12 protein-coding genes are annotated in these 15,348 nt (G+C 65.6%); 4 read left to right on the top strand and 8 right to left on the bottom strand.

The window, feature by feature from the left end; translation table 11 throughout:
* Positions 1–11: 11 nt before the first annotated feature.
* The 5 genes from AB7245_RS10610 to AB7245_RS10590 all read right to left on the bottom strand — a co-directional run bounded on the left by AB7245_RS10610 (position 12) and on the right by AB7245_RS10590 (position 5,360).
* Positions 12–1,754, bottom strand: coding sequence for a methyl-accepting chemotaxis protein (locus AB7245_RS10610; protein ID WP_085402595.1), 1,743 nt, complete (start codon positions 1,752–1,754; stop codon positions 12–14).
* A 224-nt stretch (positions 1,755–1,978) separates the two neighbouring features.
* The gene (locus tag AB7245_RS10605) at positions 1,979–2,212 is read right to left on the bottom strand and encodes a DUF6894 family protein (RefSeq protein ID WP_028152150.1); all 234 of its coding nucleotides are present in this window, start codon (positions 2,210–2,212) and stop codon (positions 1,979–1,981) included.
* 154 nt (positions 2,213–2,366) lie between these two features.
* The gene (locus AB7245_RS10600; protein WP_085402565.1) at positions 2,367–2,966 is read right to left on the bottom strand and encodes a hypothetical protein; all 600 of its coding nucleotides are present in this window, start codon (positions 2,964–2,966) and stop codon (positions 2,367–2,369) included.
* Positions 2,967–3,078: 112 nt separating this feature from the next.
* The gene (acuI, locus tag AB7245_RS10595; RefSeq protein ID WP_085402564.1) at positions 3,079–4,065 is read right to left on the bottom strand and encodes an acrylyl-CoA reductase (NADPH); all 987 of its coding nucleotides are present in this window, start codon (positions 4,063–4,065) and stop codon (positions 3,079–3,081) included.
* A 41-nt stretch (positions 4,066–4,106) separates the two neighbouring features.
* The gene (locus AB7245_RS10590) at positions 4,107–5,360 is read right to left on the bottom strand and encodes an MFS transporter (protein ID WP_135215921.1); all 1,254 of its coding nucleotides are present in this window, start codon (positions 5,358–5,360) and stop codon (positions 4,107–4,109) included.
* Positions 5,361–5,697: 337 nt separating this feature from the next.
* Here AB7245_RS10590 and nadA point away from each other — a divergent pair, with 337 nt between their 5' ends.
* Genes nadA through nadC form a run of 3 tightly spaced genes read left to right on the top strand, consistent with a single transcriptional unit; the run spans position 5,698 to position 9,311 of the window.
* Entirely contained in the window at positions 5,698–6,804 is a 1,107-nt protein-coding gene (nadA, locus tag AB7245_RS10585) for a quinolinate synthase NadA (protein ID WP_085402562.1), read from the top strand.
* Positions 6,805–6,813: 9 nt separating this feature from the next.
* Entirely contained in the window at positions 6,814–8,421 is a 1,608-nt protein-coding gene (locus AB7245_RS10580) for an L-aspartate oxidase (RefSeq protein ID WP_135215920.1), read from the top strand.
* An 11-nt stretch (positions 8,422–8,432) separates the two neighbouring features.
* Positions 8,433–9,311, top strand: coding sequence for a carboxylating nicotinate-nucleotide diphosphorylase (gene nadC / locus AB7245_RS10575; RefSeq protein WP_439034225.1), 879 nt, complete (start codon positions 8,433–8,435; stop codon positions 9,309–9,311).
* 108 nt (positions 9,312–9,419) lie between these two features.
* Here the strand turns inward: nadC and AB7245_RS10570 are convergent, their stop codons facing one another.
* The 3 genes from AB7245_RS10570 to AB7245_RS10560 form a co-directional block, all read right to left on the bottom strand.
* Positions 9,420–10,874 carry a cell wall hydrolase gene (locus tag AB7245_RS10570; protein WP_085402559.1) on the bottom strand — a complete coding sequence of 485 codons (1,455 nt, stop codon included), beginning with the start codon at positions 10,872–10,874 and terminating at the stop codon, positions 9,420–9,422.
* Positions 10,875–11,379: 505 nt separating this feature from the next.
* Positions 11,380–14,343, bottom strand: coding sequence for a pyruvate, phosphate dikinase (gene ppdK, locus AB7245_RS10565; RefSeq protein WP_085402557.1), 2,964 nt, complete (start codon positions 14,341–14,343; stop codon positions 11,380–11,382).
* A 96-nt stretch (positions 14,344–14,439) separates the two neighbouring features.
* Positions 14,440–14,595 (bottom strand): DUF3096 domain-containing protein, encoded by a 156-nt coding sequence (locus tag AB7245_RS10560; RefSeq protein ID WP_014497329.1) that lies wholly within the window; start codon positions 14,593–14,595, stop codon positions 14,440–14,442.
* 223 nt (positions 14,596–14,818) lie between these two features.
* Here AB7245_RS10560 and AB7245_RS10555 point away from each other — a divergent pair, with 223 nt between their 5' ends.
* Positions 14,819–15,172 carry a DUF1236 domain-containing protein gene (locus AB7245_RS10555; protein ID WP_038944551.1) on the top strand — a complete coding sequence of 118 codons (354 nt, stop codon included), beginning with the start codon at positions 14,819–14,821 and terminating at the stop codon, positions 15,170–15,172.
* The last annotated feature ends 176 nt before the right edge of the window (positions 15,173–15,348 follow it).

The following is a 15,348-nucleotide window of genomic DNA, read 5'->3' as shown; positions in this document are numbered from 1 at the left end:
TGCGGTTTTGGTCAGGCCGCGCGAACGGTACCCAGGAACTTGCCGACCTCGAGCTTGAGGCGATTGCTGTCGCCGGACAGCGACTGCGCCGCCGCCAACACCTGCGAGGACGCCGAGCCGGTCTCGCTCGCGCCGCGCTGCACGTCGGTGATGTTGGACGACACTTGATGGGTGCCTTCCGCCGCCTGCTGCACGTTGCGGGAGATTTCCTGCGTCGCGGCGCCCTGCTCTTCGACCGCAGCGGCGATCGCCGAGGAGATCTCCGACAGCTTCTCGATGGTGTCGCTGATGTCCCTGATGGCGCCGACCGAATGCTCGGTCGCGGCCTGAATGCTGGCGATCTGCTGGCCGATCTCGCCGGTCGCCTTCGCGGTCTGCTCGGCGAGCGCCTTGACTTCGGAGGCGACCACGGCAAAACCGCGGCCCGCTTCGCCGGCGCGCGCGGCCTCGATCGTGGCGTTGAGCGCCAGCAGGTTGGTCTGGCCGGCGATGGTGTTGATCAGCTCCACGACGTCGCCGATCCGCGTCGCCGCCTTCGACAGCTCGCTGACACGGTCGGTCGTGGTGCGGGCCTGGCCGACCGCCTCGCTGGCGACGCGCGCAGATTCCTGCACCTGGCGGCTGATCTCGGTGATCGACGACGACAGCTCCTCCGTTGCCGACGCCACCGACTGCACGTTGGTGGAGGCCTCTTCGGAGGCCGCCGCGACCACGGTGGTGAGCTGCTGCGTGCGCTCCGCGGTCGAGGTGAGCGTGGTGGCGGATGCTTCAAGCTCCGTGGAAGCCGACGACACCGTACCGACGATCTCGCCGACGGCGCCTTCGAAGCTGTCGGCGAGCCTGCGCATCTCGGACTTGCGCTGCTCGGCCGCGAGCTGATCCTGCCGCGACTTGGCTTCCGCGTCCTCTCGCGCCTTCTGTTCGGACACGATCTTGAATTTCTCGACGGCACCGGCGACTTCGCCGACCTCGTCCTTGCGGCCGAGGCCCGGCAGCACCACGGAGAAATCGCCGCCGGCGAGCTTCTCCATCGCCGCCGTCAATGCGCGCATGGGCCGCGCAATGCTGAAGACGGAGAAGATGCACGCCCCGATCAAAACCAGCGCGACCAGCACGCCGGCGACGAACGAGGTCCGCGCGACGGACGCGGCCTCAGCTTCGGCTTCGGCGCGGGCTTCGGAACTCTTCTGCTTGGCAAAGTTGATGATCTCGTTGGTCAGCTCCGAGATCTCTTCGTTGATCGGCGCCAGCATCTCCTTGCGGATGCGGTCGACCTCGGCCACGAGCTTTGCGAGCGGCGCTGCGGCTTCACCGTCCTTCTTCGCGCTCAGGGCGAGCTCCTGCTTGCGGATCGCTTCGATCTGCTGTTGCCCCTTGCTGAAATTGCCGACCAACACGATCAGGCGGTCGATCCGCTTGTGATTCTCCGGCGAGCGCGACAGCTTCGCCATCTCGTCCGCGAATTTCAGGGCCGCGGTCTGCCGATCGTTGAAATAGGTGACGGCCTTCTGCAACTCGGCCGGCGACGTGGAGCTCAGGATGTCACGAATGCCGATCTGCATCCCGCGGACCGACGCCTTGGCTTCCGCGGCGCTTTGCGCGATCGACTGCTGCCCCGATGCCCCATTGCTGAGCTTCTGAACCGCAGCGTCGCCGTTCATCTGGAGGACGATCATCAGCGCGACGAGCGCGATGGTGAGTGCCGAGGTCACAGCGAGCTTGGTGCCAATTCGCAGGTTCTGAATGAACATCATCGACATAATCCCCGGATACGCATTGCCGCGCCGACGCGCGTGAACAGTCCGGGAAGGCTAACCGCGAGGTTACTCATTAACGTTAAGGGTGGCCGCGGCAGCCTGGGTAGAAATACTGAAATCGTGCTTAAACTACTGCAGTTGCACACTTTTCACGTGCAATGAAATGGAACTCGCGGATTTGCACGCGCTGGCGTCCGTTAACGGTTGCCCGTTCGCGGTCATCAGCACACGGTCTCACCGACCAGGCTGACGCGGAAGACCGGCTTCTTGTTCTCGTCGAGCAGCTCCATGCTCCACTTCGCGTTCGGCTTCAGGTTGCGCGCGATGCTGCCGAGCAGGTTGGCGCAGACCTCGCTCATCTCGGCCCAAGCGGCGGCGCGATCCTCGAACTCGTACGGCTGGTCGGCGGCGCCGGAATAACGACCGGTGCTGATGCGAAAGAAATACAGCGACATCGTAGTACCCTTGCACCCCCCGGCCCTGCGCAAACTGGGACGCGAGTCGCTACCAAGGCATGAAAGCCGCCGTCCGTATGACTACGGCGCGGCGGCTTGGTGACCGATGAATATTTTCAACGACAAAATGCGCGGGCGGTCCCGCGCAGCCAGCTCACTGGGTCGAGCGGCGCAATTCCAGCGGAGCGTCGTTCCTGGCGGGCTCCGATCTGGCTTCGGACTTCACCGGCTCGAGCCGGCTGCTCTCGACACGCGGCGTCTCGACGCGCGCGGCGACTTCAGTATTGGACGCAGCGACCGAACCGGTGCGCTCCGAAGAGCGCAGCGAACGCGGACGCGCCACGGCGCGCGCCATCAGCATCTGATTGCCGCCCTGGTGGTGGAAGTCGCAATAGGCGAAGCCCATGCCCGACACCGAGCCGCGGAAGCTGCGATCGTCGGTCTTTTCCAGGTTGAAGCAGGGCTCGAACGGAATGCCCTTGATCGAGGCGCAGACGTTCTGCCCGCGGATCTGGAGCGTGTTGCCGGGCAGGCGGAGATGCTTCACCGGGCCTGCGCCCGAGAACTGCACCGCGCCGGCGGCGCCAAGGTCGTCGAGGATGCGGCCTGCGCCGCGGGTACCGTCGAAGCAGGTGAACGCGAACACCTTGCCGGCAACGAAGCGGCGCGCCTCGTCGGCGTTCATGCTTCCTGCAATGGCCGGCACAAACGTCGCTGCCGCCGTGACAGCCCCCAACACAATACGCGCAAGCATGCTCAACTCCGAACCAACCCCAGCGCGGGCGATGCCTTATCTCTTTACCCGCTGCTTACCATACTAACCAAGGCAACATTGAAGCAGCTTGGTTGGTAAAGTCTGAACGCCGTTAGACAATTTTTACCACGATGCGGCCGCGGACCTGGCCGGCGAGTATTTTCGCGCCCCATTCCGAAACTTCCTCGATCGGAATTTCATGAGTAATTTCAGATAGTTTTGTCCGATCCAGATCCGAGGCCAGACGCTGCCAGGCGGCTTTCCGCGGCTCGATCGGGCACATCACGGAATCGATGCCGAGAAGGCACACCCCGCGCAAAATGAAGGGTGCGACAGAAGACGGCAGGTCCATGCCGGCCGCCAGGCCGCACGCCGCGATTGCGCCGCCATACTTCGTCATCGACAGGAGATTCGCGAGCGTGGTCGAGCCGACGCTGTCCACGCCGCCCGCCCAGCGCTCCTTGGCGAGGGGCTTGGCCGCCGCCGACAATTCATTGCGGTCGATGATCTCGGCCGCACCGATCTCTTTCAAATAGTCGGCTTCCGAGGCGCGGCCGGTCGAGGCGATGACGTGATAACCGAGCTTCGAGAGCACGGCGGTGGCGACCGAGCCGACGCCGCCGGCCGCGCCCGTCACCACCACAGGGCCGCTCTTCGGCGACAGGCCGTGCTTCTCCAGCGCCAGCACCGACAGCATCGCGGTGAAGCCGGCCGTGCCGATCGCCATGGCGTCGCGCGCCGACAGGCCCTGCGGCAAGGCGACCAGCCAGTCGCCCTTGACCCGCGCCTTCTCGGCATAGGCACCGAGATGGGTCTCGCCCACGCCCCAGCCGGTGCAGACGACCTTGTCGCCCGCCTTCCATTGCGGATGGGAGGAGGTTTCAACCGTGCCGGCGAAATCGATGCCGGCGATCATCGGGAAGCGACGCACCACCGGCGCCTTGCCGGTGAGCGCGAGGCCATCCTTGTAGTTCAGCGTCGACCATTCCACGCCGACCGTGACATCACCGTCCATCAGTTCGGCGTCGTCGAACTGCGTGAGTGCGGCGGTGGTGCCCTTGTCCGCCTTGTCGATCCGGATCGCCTTGAATGTGGCCACGACTGAACTCCCTGGACTTGTTTCAGGGGATGTTTAGCCGATCAGGCAGGCTGCGCAACCGCTCGCTGAACCGGTTTCTCGACGATCGGAAGATTGATCAGCGCGGACAGCACGCCGAACAGGATCGAGAGCCACCAGATCGGCGTATAGGAACCGAACTTTTCGAACACGATGCCGCCGAGCCAGACGCCGAGGAAGCCGCCGACCTGATGGCTGACGAAGGCGAAGCCATAGAGCGTGGCGAGCCAGCGCGTGCCGAACATCAGCGCCACCAGCGCCGAGGTCGGCGGCACCGTCGACAGCCAGGTCAGACCGGAGACCGCACCGAATGCGATCGCCGAGAACGGCGTGATCGGGAACGAGATGAAGGCGAGCGTCGCAAGCGCGCGCGTGAAATAAATCGCGGAGAGGATGTAGCGCTTCGGCAGCGAGTTCTGGAGATAGCCGACGCTCAGCGATCCCATGATGTTGAACAGGCCGATCGCCGCGATCACCCAGCCGCCGGTTTGCGTCGAGATGCCGCGATCGACCAGGAACGCCGGCAGATGCACGGTGATGAAGGCGAGCTGGAAGCCGCAGGTGAAGAAGCCGAGCACCAGCAACACATAGGAGCGATGGCCGAAGGCTTCGGCGAGCGCTTTCGTAAAGGTCTGCTCATCCGCCGGCGCCGTGTTGGCCGTGGTTGCCACCGGCGGCGTCGAGAGCGCCAGCGACAGCGGGATGATCAGCAGCATCAGGAAGCCGAACACGGTGAGCGCCTGCTGCCAGCCGAAATTGTCGATCAGCGCGACGCCAATGGGCGCGAACAGGAACTGCCCGAACGAGCCCGCCGCGGTGCCGGCACCGAGCGCGAGGCCGCGCTTCTCGGCCGGCAACAGCTTGGTGAAGGCCGACAGCACCAGGTTGAACGAGCAGCCGGCGAGACCAAAGCCAACCATCACGCCCGCGCCGAGATTCAGCGACAGCGGCGTCGAGGAATAGCGCATCAGCAGCAGGCCGCCGGCGTAAAGCAGCGCGCCGACACACATCACCCGGAACAGGCCGAAGCGATCGGCGACCGCGCCGGCAAGGGGCTGGCCCAATCCCCACAGCAAATTCTGGAAAGCGATCGCGAGGCCGAACACGTCGCGACCCCAGGCGAATTCGTGGCTCATCGGCTGCACGAAGAACCCGAGCGCCGAGCGCGGGCCGAAGCCGAGCATGCCAATGGCACAACCGCAGAGAATGATGATCGCCGGGGTGCGCCAGGTGGAGGAACGCGAGACCGGACCGAGTTCGCCCGCTTGAGTGGACATGGGTTCCTCATCAGTCGCTGGCGGATCCGGAATAGGCAACCGCGAGTCAGGCGTTTAATGCAAATGCATGAAGATCCCAAGTCAAAAATGATTGCGTTCCACGAAGGGCTGCCGCCGGAGCATTGCGGTTCATCGCGGCCCTCCCCGACGCGCCGGGCGCGATTTGACGGGAATGTGTGCGGCTGGGGCTAGCGGCCTGCTCAGGCGCGTGTTATCTTTGATTTACTCAGATTGAGTATATGTGAGCTCTAGCGAAACCCACCGGCCCTCTCGGCCGGATTTCTCAGACCCTATATATACTCACATGGAGCATAATTAGCATTCACGGGAGGCTTCGATGCCCATCACTGGAATTTACGGCCCCGACGACTTTGCCAACCGGCCGCAGGGCCAAGTCCCCGCCCCTCCGCGCGCCATAGCAGCGCGAACCGGCCCCGCGCTGCCGAAGCCCTCACTGGAATGGACTGCGGACGTCGAGCGGGCCACTGCACCGCTCTATGAGCGCGTGAAGCACGTGATCCCCCCGATCGAGTGGCCGCTGATGGCGCCGACGATCAAGGCGATCAACGAGCTGAAGCAGGCCCGGGGCGCGGTCATCCTCGCGCACAACTATCAGGCGCCGGAGATCTTTCATTGCGTCGCCGACATCGGCGGCGACTCGCTGCAGCTCGCGGTCGAAGCGACCAAGGTGAAGGCCGACATCATCGTGCAATGCGGCGTGCACTTCATGGCGGAGACGTCAAAGCTGCTCAACCCGGACAAGACGGTGCTGATCCCAGATAGCCGCGCCGGCTGCTCGCTCGCGGACAGCATCACGGGCGCGGACGTTCGCCTGCTCCGCGAAAAATTTCCCGGCGTGCCTGTCGTCGCCTATGTCAACACCTCCGCAGAGGTGAAGGCCGAGGTCGACATCTGCTGCACCTCGTCGAACGCGGTGCAAGTGGTCGAGAGCCTGAACGCACCGACCGTGATCTTCCTGCCCGATCGCTACCTTGCAACGTATGTCGCCTCGAAGACCGACGTGAAGATCATCGCCTGGAAGGGCGCCTGCGAGGTGCACGAGCGCTTTACGGGCGAGGAGCTGCGCGCCTATCGCGACGCCGACCCGTCCGTGCAGATCATCGCGCATCCCGAATGTCCGCCTGACGTGCTGGCGGAAGCCGATTTCACCGGCTCGACCGCGCACATGATCAACTGGGTGCGCGAGCGGCGGCCACGGCGGCTAGTCATGATCACGGAATGCTCGATGGCCGACAATGTCCGCGCCGAGCTGCCTGACGTGGAGATGCTCCGCCCCTGCAATCTCTGCCCGCACATGAAGCGTATCACGCTCGCCAACATTCTGGACAGCCTGCTCACGCTTGGCGAGCAGGTCACGATCGATCCCGCGCTCGCGAAACGCGCGCGGCGTTCGGTCGAGCGGATGATCAATCTGAAGAATTGAGCGCAGAACATGCAAGACAACATCCACAATCTCACCCGCAGCACCGATGACGTCGTCATCGTCGGCGGTGGCCTCGCCGGACTCTTTTGTGCACTGAAGCTCGCGCCGCGGCCGGTAACGCTGATCTCGGCCGCCCCGCTCGGACAAGGGGCGTCGTCCGCATGGGCGCAGGGCGGCATCGCTGCGGCCGTGGCCGAAGGCGATAGCCCGGAGGCGCACGCCGCTGACACCATCGCCGTCGGCGGCGGTCTTGTCGATGAAGCGGTCGCACTCGGCATCGCGCGCGAGGCGGCGCCACGCATTCATGACCTACTCGCCTATGGCGTGCCGTTCGACCGCGACCTCGAAGGCAAGCTCGCTGTCGGCCGCGAGGCCGCGCATTCGGCGCGGCGCATCGTGCATGTGCGCGGCGACGGGGCCGGAGCCGCGATCATCGCGGCACTGAGCGAGGCCGTACGCCGCACGCCGTCGATCCGACTGATCGAAGGGCTCGTCGCCGAAGCGCTGTTGACCGAGGACGGCGCCGTCACCGGCCTTAAATTGCGCGAGGCCGGCAATCCCGCTGCACGTCCGCTCCTGCTGGCCTCTCGCGCGGTGGTGCTGGCGACCGGCGGCCTCGGCCATCTCTATGCCGTCACCACCAACCCGCCTGAGGCCAGCGGCTCCGGCCTTGCGATCGCCGCGCGCGCCGGCGCAGTCATCGCCGACCCTGAATTCGTGCAGTTCCACCCGACCGCCATCATGGTCGGCCGCGATCCGGCGCCGCTCGCAACCGAAGCGCTGCGCGGCGAAGGGGCAACGCTGATCAACGGCGATGGCGAGCGTTTCATGACGGCGCTCCATCCGCTCGCAGAGCTCGCTCCGCGCGACATCGTGGCCCGCGGCGTATTCGCCGAAATCGCGGCCGGGCGCGGTGCCTTTCTCGATGCCCGGCAGGCGCTCGGTGCGCGCTTCGCCGACAAATTCCCGACCGTGCATGCAAGCTGCATCGCGGCCGGCATCGATCCCGCCACGCAGGCCATCCCGATCGCGCCGGCGGCGCATTACCACATGGGCGGCATCGCAGTGGACGAGCGCGGCCGCAGCTCGATCGACGGGCTCTGGGCCGGCGGCGAAGTGTCGTCCACCGGCGCGCACGGCGCCAACCGGCTCGCCTCGAATTCGCTGCTGGAGGCCGTGGTCTACGCCGCCCGCATCGCCGACGACATCGCCGGCCGCGCGATCCCCTCGCCTGCCCGCCTTCCCGATGCGTTGGTGACATCGCGTGGCGGCACGCCGGACGCTGCCACCGTGAAGCGGTTGCGAACGATGATGAGCGCGCATGTCGGCGTGATCCGCAACAGTGACGGGCTTGCGGAGGCCGTGCGCAGCTTCGCCGCAGTCGAACGCGGGCCCGCAAGCATCGCACTCCGCAACATGGCGGCGTCAGCCCTGCTCGTCGCAGCTTCCGCCTGGAGCCGGCGCGAGAGCCGCGGCGCGCATTTCCGCTCCGACCATCCGGCCGATGTCCCGGCGCTGGCACAGAGAACGACGACGACGCTCACGGAGGCACGTGAGATCGCGGAGAGCCTGAGCGAGCGTCCGCTGCCACGCACCGCCCGACCGATGACCGCCTGATGGAGTCCCCCATGATCACCCCGACGTCACTGCTCTATCCCGACGCCTTCCTGTCGCCGCTTGCGATCGACGAGACCGTGCATCGCGCACTCGACGAGGATCTCGGCCGCGCCGGCGACATCACCTCGCTTGCAACGATCCCGGAGACGACCAAGGCGCAGGCGATCCTGGTCGCCCGCCAGTCTGGCGTGATCGCCGGCTTGCCGCTGGCGCTGGCGACGCTGCAAAAGCTCTCACCCGACATCGAGGTGCGCGCACATGTCCGCGACGCCGCACGGATTGCCCGCGGCCAGCACGTGCTGACGATCACGGGCCCGGCGCGCGCCATCCTCACGGCGGAGCGGACCGCGCTGAATTTCGTCGGCCGCCTCTCGGGCGTCGCGACGCTCACGGCGGACTATGTCGCGCGCACCGAAGGCACCAAAATGCGCATCTGCTGCACGCGAAAAACCACGCCGGGATTGCGGGCGCTGGAGAAATACGCCGTGCGCTGCGGCGGCGGCTTCAACCACCGCTTCGGGCTCGACGATGCGATCCTGATCAAGGACAACCACATCGCGGTCGCCGGCGGCATCCGCCCGGTTCTGGAGCGCGCTCGTGCCCATGCCGGTCATCTCGTCAAGATCGAGATCGAGGTCGATACGCTCGCGCAACTCCGCGAGGTGCTCGGCACCGGGCTCGCCGATGCCGTGCTGCTCGACAACATGGACCTCGCGACGCTGCGCGAGGCCGTCAGGCTCAACGAGGGATGCCTCCAGCTGGAGGCATCCGGCGGCGTCACGCTGGACTCGATCGCGGCCATCGCGGCGACCGGCGTCGACTACGCCTCATCCGGCGCGCTGACGCATTCAGCGCCGAACTTCGACTGCGCGCTGGATATCGAGGCGTGAGCCACACCGTCATGGCCGGGCTTGTCCCGGCCGTCCACGCCTCGCCTCGCAACACAAAGAACGTGGATGCCCGGGACAAGCCCGGGCATGACGAACTTCCGTGAATGATTACCTTCGCTCGCTCACACCCATCTCGGCGGAGCTCTTGGCTTCCTGGGCGAGCTCGGCGGAGAGCGCGGCGGTCTGGGCCGGGGTGCCCCAGCTCGGTTCTTCGCTGCCGTCGCCCCAGGCGCGCGGGCGATAGAAGGTGTGGACGCCGGTCTTGTACATCTTCTTCATCTCGGCGACCCAGGACGGACGCACCCAGTAGGCGTGGTAGTGCGTGGACTTGCCCACTTCGGGCAGCCAGATCTGGCCGTCGAGCATCGCCTTCGAAATCTTTTTCGCGCGCTCCCACATCTCGGGCTCGCGGATCACATCGGCATTGTTGTCGCAGGCGAATGTGAACTGACACGCCAAATGGCGGTGCTTGTTCTGATAGACCGCGCCGCACACGGTGTCCGGATATTTGCCGGAGAAGACGCGGTTCATCACGACTTGCGCAACCGCCATCTGGCCACGCACGGCCTCGCCGCGCGATTCGAAATAGACGGCTTCGGCGAGACACTTCTCGGCCTTTGCGCGCGACTTGTCGTCGAGCGCGAGCCGCTCCGCCGGCGATCTGGCGCGCTGGTTGTCGGCGTTGACCTCGCCCTTCGGCGCGACGCTCTCGCCGCTTTCGATGTCCCTGGCGATCTCGGCCGACGGCGGCGACAGCGCGGCCGTCACCTTCATATCAGGATCGGGCATCACGATCAGCGGCTCGGCGCCGGGCTGCCAGCTCTCGATGCTCTCGAGATTGCCGCCGAGCGAGGAGCTCCCGAAAAACAGGTTCGAGGTCTTGACGCGGAAGGGATCGCGCGGCGCTGCGTCCGGAAGGGTCGCCCGCTTCAGCGCCTCGAGCGGCTGGACCGCGAACGCGCGCGCTGCGTCGCTGGCTTGTGGCGGATTGGCATATTGCGGCAGCGGCGGCGCACGCAGCGCTTCCTGAAGCTCGGGATCGAGCGCCGCCGCGGACTCCGGCGACATGATTTGCGGCAACGCGGCGGTCTTGGCGCCGAACACCGAGCTGTTCGATGTCGCGGGATCTTGCTGTGCCGGCGCGGCCGATGGTGCGGTCGTCTCGGGAGCCTGCGTGGGTGTGACGCTTGCGAGGCGATCCCCCTTCATGGAGCGATCGACCTTGGGAAAATCGGCGGCCTGGTAGCGCGGCGGCGTCTGAAGCGCAGGATTGCGGCCGATCGCGCCGGTGACGTCGCGACCATCGAGGCTCGCGAGGCGAACCATCGCGCTCTGCGGAAGCGACGTGCCGATCGGACGGGAAAAGCTGTAGGTGGCGAGCTGGATCGAGGACGCGGCGGAAAACACCTGCTTCTGCCAGCGCTCGGCGACGCCGGGCTGACGCGCCAGCAACGACGCGATATCCTGATAGCCGGTCTCTCTCGGCATCAATGCGAAGATGCAGAGACCGATTCCGAAGGACGCGAACCGCGCGCCCTTCGGATGGTTACGCAACACTGACATCGACACGCTCACGCTACGCTTACGCCAGAAAAATCGAACCGCAGTACGTCCGTACAATTCGATCTTTATCGTCAATATCCAATTTAGGTTGCCGGGGCGTTAATCGGCGTTGCGCGTGCGGCACACTCAAGCGATTGCAGGTGTTTTCACGGGCAATGATGCACGTTGGTAAACGCCGCCTCTCGTAAAGCGGTAAACATTCGGTCAACGCGAATGGTGAAGGAACTCTTGCGCGCGCGTATCATTACGGGACGCGTGACGAGTTCCGTTGTTTTTGCGCAGTGTGTCCGCTTCATCGGTGTCATGCCCCGGCTTGACCGGGGCATCCAGTACGCCGCGGCCTGTCCGCTCAACCACAACGGCCTCGGCGTACTGGATCGCCCGGTCAAGCCGGGCGATGACAGTGAGTGTGGGCGCTCGCAAATGAAGTGTGGGTGGAGTGTCGCCTCAAATGAAAGAGGCGGGGCCTAGCCCCGCCTCTTCGCATTCAACATTTCAAATCGGCTTACGCCTGGCTCGCGATCGCCTTGCCGAGCGCCGCCTGCGCCGCGGCGAGACGGGCGATCGGCACGCGGTAGGGTGAGCAGGAGACGTAGTCGAGGCCGATATCGTGGCAGAAGGCGACGGAGGCGGGATCGCCGCCGTGCTCGCCGCAGATGCCGACCTTGAGCTTCGGGCGCGTCTTGCGGCCGCGCGCGACGCCGATCTTGACGAGCTCGCCGACGCCTTCCTGGTCGAGCGCGACGAAGGGATCGACCGGGAGGATGCCCTTGGACACGTAGGTCCCGAGGAAGCTCGCGGCATCGTCGCGGCTGATGCCGTAGGTGGTCTGCGTGAGGTCGTTGGTGCCGAACGAGAAGAACTCCGCGCTCTCGGCGATCTCGGCCGCGAGCAGGCAGGCGCGCGGCAGCTCGATCATGGTGCCGACCTGGTAGGCGATCTTGGTGTTGGTGTCGCGCATCACGGCTTTCGCGGTGGCATCGATGCGCGCCTTGACGAGGTCGAGCTCGGCCTTGGTGGCGATCAGCGGCACCATCACCTCGAGGCCGACGGCCTTGCCGGTGCGCTTCTCGGCCTCGACTGCGGCTTCGAAGATCGCACGCGCCTGCATCTCGGCGATTTCAGGATAGGCGATTGCGATGCGGCAGCCGCGGAAGCCGAGCATCGGATTGAACTCCGAGAGCTCGCGCGCACGGTCGGCCAGGCGCCGCGGGTCGGTGTTCATGGCGCGCGCCACTTCCTCGACCTCGGCATGGGTGTGCGGCAGGAATTCATGGAGGGGAGGATCCAGAAGTCGGATCGTGACGGGCAGGCCCTTCATGATCTCGAACAGCTCGACGAAGTCGGCGCGCTGCATCGGCAGCAGCTTGGCCAGCGCGGCGCGGCGCGACTGCTCGTCCTCGGAGAGGATCATCTCGCGCACCGTGCGGATGCGCGTCTCCTCGAAGAACATGTGCTCGGTGCGGCACAGGCCGATGCCTTCCGCGCCGAACTTGATCGCGGTGCGCGCATCCTCCGGCGTGTCGCCGTTGACGCGCACGCCGATCTTGCGGACCTGGTCGGCCCATTTCATCAGCGTGCCGAACTCGCCGGACAGCTCCGGCTCGATCATCGGCATGCGGCCGGCGAGCACCTGGCCGAGCGAGCCGTCGATGGTGATGACGTCGCCGGTCTTGAAGGTGCGGGAGCCGATGCTCATGGTGCCGCGGCCGTAATCGACGCGGATGGTGCCGCAGCCGGAGACGCAGGGCTTGCCCATGCCGCGCGCGACCACCGCCGCGTGCGAGGTCATGCCGCCGCGGGTGGTCAGGATGCCTTCGGCGGCGTGCATGCCGTGGATGTCTTCCGGGCTGGTCTCGATGCGGACCAGGATCACCTTGCGCCCGTCGGCCTGGAGCTTGGCCGCCTCGTCCGAGGAGAACACGATCTCGCCGGAGGCAGCACCGGGCGAGGCCGGCAGGCCGGTCGCGATCACGTCGCGCTTGGCGTCGGGATCGATGGTCGGATGCAGCAGCTGGTCGAGCGAGGCGGGATCGATCCGCGTCACCGCTTCCTTCTTCGAGATCAGCCCTTCATTGGCGAGCTCGACCGCGATGCGCAGCGCCGCCTTGGCGGTGCGCTTGCCGCCGCGGGTCTGGAGCATCCACAGCTTGCCCTGCTCGACCGTGAACTCCATGTCCTGCATGTCGCGGTAGTGCTTCTCGAGCAGCGTGTAGATCCGCGTCAGCTCCTTGAAGGCTTCCGGCATCGCCGCTTCCATCGACGCCTTGTCGGAACCGGATTCCTTGCGCGCTTCCTCGGTGATGTCCTGCGGCGTGCGGATGCCCGCCACCACGTCCTCGCCTTGCGCGTTGATCAGGAATTCGCCGTAGAGCTTGCTCTCGCCGGTCGAGGGGTTGCGGGTGAAGGCAACGCCGGTCGCCGACGTCTCGCCCATATTGCCGAACACCATGGCCTGCACGTTGACCGCGGTGCCCCAGGATTCCGGAATGTCGTGCAGCCTGCGATAGGTCACCGCACGCGCGTTCATCCAGGATGAGAACACCGCGCCGATCGCGCCCCAGAGCTGGTCGTGCGGGTCCTGCGGGAAATCCTTGCCGGTCTCGCGCGCGACCGCGTCCTTGTACTTGCCGACCAGCCCGACCCAGTCCTCGGCGCTGAGGTCCGTATCGAGCGAATAGCCCTGGCTGTCTTTGAAGGTGTCGAGGATTTCCTCGAAGTGATGATGCTCGAAGCCGAGCACCACGTCCGAATACATCGTGATGAAGCGGCGATAGCTGTCATAGGCGAAGCGACGGTCGCCCGACAGTTCCGACAGCGCTTCCACGGTCTCGTCGTTGAGGCCGAGATTGAGCACGGTGTCCATCATGCCCGGCATCGAGGCACGCGCGCCGGAGCGCACGGAGACGAGCAGCGGGTTCTTGACGTCGCCGAACACCTTGCCGGTCAACTTGCCGACATGGTCGAGCGCCTTCTCAACCTGCGACTGCAATTCCTTCGGATAGGACTTGTCGTGTGCGTAGAAGTAGGTGCAGACCGAGGTCGGGAGGGTGAAGCCGGGAGGCACGGGAAGGCCGAGATTGGCCATCTCGGCGAGGTTGGCGCCCTTGCCGCCAAGCAGGTCGCGCATCTCCGTCCGGCCCTCGGCTTTGCCGTCGCCGAACGTGAACACCCATTTGCCGGCCTTGGCCGCGGCTGGCGCCGCCTTGGCGGGCGCGGCCTTTTTGGGGGCGGGCTTCACGGCAACCTTCGGCGCAGCCGACTTGGTCGCAGCCTTCGCCGCGGGCTTCGGAGCGGGCTTTGCAGCCGACTTTACAGCCGCCTTGGCGACCGGCTTCGGGGCGCTCTTCAAGGTGCTCTTGGCGAGCGCCTTGCGAGCCGCCGGCGCGGCTTTCGCCGCGGCGGAGGACTTTGATTTCGCTGGCGTTTTCGCTGGAGTTTTATTGGGCTTCGAGGCGGCTTTGGCCATAGCTTGCACACAACCTGCGAGAGGAAAGGGAAATCGCGCGCCTTACACCACTTTGGGCAGGCCCGCGCAAGTCGAAGAGTTCCGGAAAATGAAGGCCTAGAGATGGAGCCACTTCAACAATCCGAGCCCGATCGCACCATTTATGATGAGAAAGATCGCGACGATCAGGTTGAGAAGGCGCGGCATGATCAGGATGAGCACGCCCGCAAGCAGCGACAGAAGCGGCGAGATGTGGGCGACGGTGATGTGCATGAATTGTCTTTCCGTGACGTGAGGCGAATCGCGGCTGGATCATACCGGACCGGGTTCCGCGGGTAGAGACGCACAAGGCGCGAACAGGTTCCCGGCTTCGCGAAAACTGCCCGAAATTGCCGCTGATGCGGCAGGGCTTTTCCCGGAACATTGCGAAGGGGACATGCATTGGCAACCGGTCGCGCCAGTAGCGCCGGCTGAAATCAGTTCGAAGGAGTTGCCCATGCGGAACAGGATTCTCGCCCTCGCTGCGCTTGGCGCCGCGCTCGGCTCGCCGATCGCAGCGTCTGCGCAATCCGGTCTCACCGTTGGCCGCGCGCCTGTTGTCGTCGACAGCGGCCCGACGATTGCGGTCGAACAGAGGCCGGCATTCCGCGAATATGTCGTCGAGCAACGTGTGCCGGCCTTCCGTGTCCCGGATCGCGTGGTGGTCGGCGCCACCTTACCTGAAAGCGGCGTCACTTATTATGACGTGCCGCAACGTTTCGGCGCCACCACCTACCGCTACACCGTCGTAAACGGCGCAACCGTGCTGGTCGAGCCGCGCTCGCGGCGCGTCGTCGAGGTGATGGATTAGATTCTCGTCTGAACGCGTTTTCTTCACGCGAACCGGTATCCACTTCGCTTGAAAACGCTTCCGATCAACTCGATGTCCGGCGTGTCACTTCAATCAGGCTGGCGCGCATCGCGAAGTACGGACATCAGGCCCCGCCCGGTTCTCCCCCCGCCGGGCGGGGCTTTTTTGTGTGGTCG

The sequence above is a fragment of the Bradyrhizobium sp. 604_D8_N2_3 genome, assembly GCF_051810765.1.
GTDB classification, from domain to species: Bacteria; Pseudomonadota; Alphaproteobacteria; order Rhizobiales; family Xanthobacteraceae; genus Bradyrhizobium; species Bradyrhizobium barranii.
Note: the sequence above shows the minus strand (reverse complement) of the source record. Positions and strands in the feature narration are given on the sequence as shown.

What these genes read in the sequence shown, in the direction of transcription:
- nadC (WP_439034225.1), top strand. Translation starts at nt 8,433, where the DNA reads ATGATCACCCCGACGTCACTGCTCTATCCCGACGCCTTCCTGTCGCCG.
- nadA (WP_085402562.1), top strand. Translation starts at nt 5,698, where the DNA reads ATGCCCATCACTGGAATTTACGGCCCCGACGACTTTGCCAACCGGCCG.
- AB7245_RS10605 (WP_028152150.1), bottom strand. Translation starts at nt 2,212, where the DNA reads ATGTCGCTGTATTTCTTTCGCATCAGCACCGGTCGTTATTCCGGCGCC.
- AB7245_RS10555 (WP_038944551.1), top strand. Translation starts at nt 14,819, where the DNA reads ATGCGGAACAGGATTCTCGCCCTCGCTGCGCTTGGCGCCGCGCTCGGC.
- ppdK (WP_085402557.1), bottom strand. Translation starts at nt 14,343, where the DNA reads ATGGCCAAAGCCGCCTCGAAGCCCAATAAAACTCCAGCGAAAACGCCA.
- AB7245_RS10600 (WP_085402565.1), bottom strand. Translation starts at nt 2,966, where the DNA reads ATGCTTGCGCGTATTGTGTTGGGGGCTGTCACGGCGGCAGCGACGTTT.
- AB7245_RS10560 (WP_014497329.1), bottom strand. Translation starts at nt 14,595, where the DNA reads ATGCACATCACCGTCGCCCACATCTCGCCGCTTCTGTCGCTGCTTGCG.
- AB7245_RS10590 (WP_135215921.1), bottom strand. Translation starts at nt 5,360, where the DNA reads ATGTCCACTCAAGCGGGCGAACTCGGTCCGGTCTCGCGTTCCTCCACC.
- AB7245_RS10610 (WP_085402595.1), bottom strand. Translation starts at nt 1,754, where the DNA reads ATGATGTTCATTCAGAACCTGCGAATTGGCACCAAGCTCGCTGTGACC.
- AB7245_RS10570 (WP_085402559.1), bottom strand. Translation starts at nt 10,874, where the DNA reads ATGTCAGTGTTGCGTAACCATCCGAAGGGCGCGCGGTTCGCGTCCTTC.
- AB7245_RS10580 (WP_135215920.1), top strand. Translation starts at nt 6,814, where the DNA reads ATGCAAGACAACATCCACAATCTCACCCGCAGCACCGATGACGTCGTC.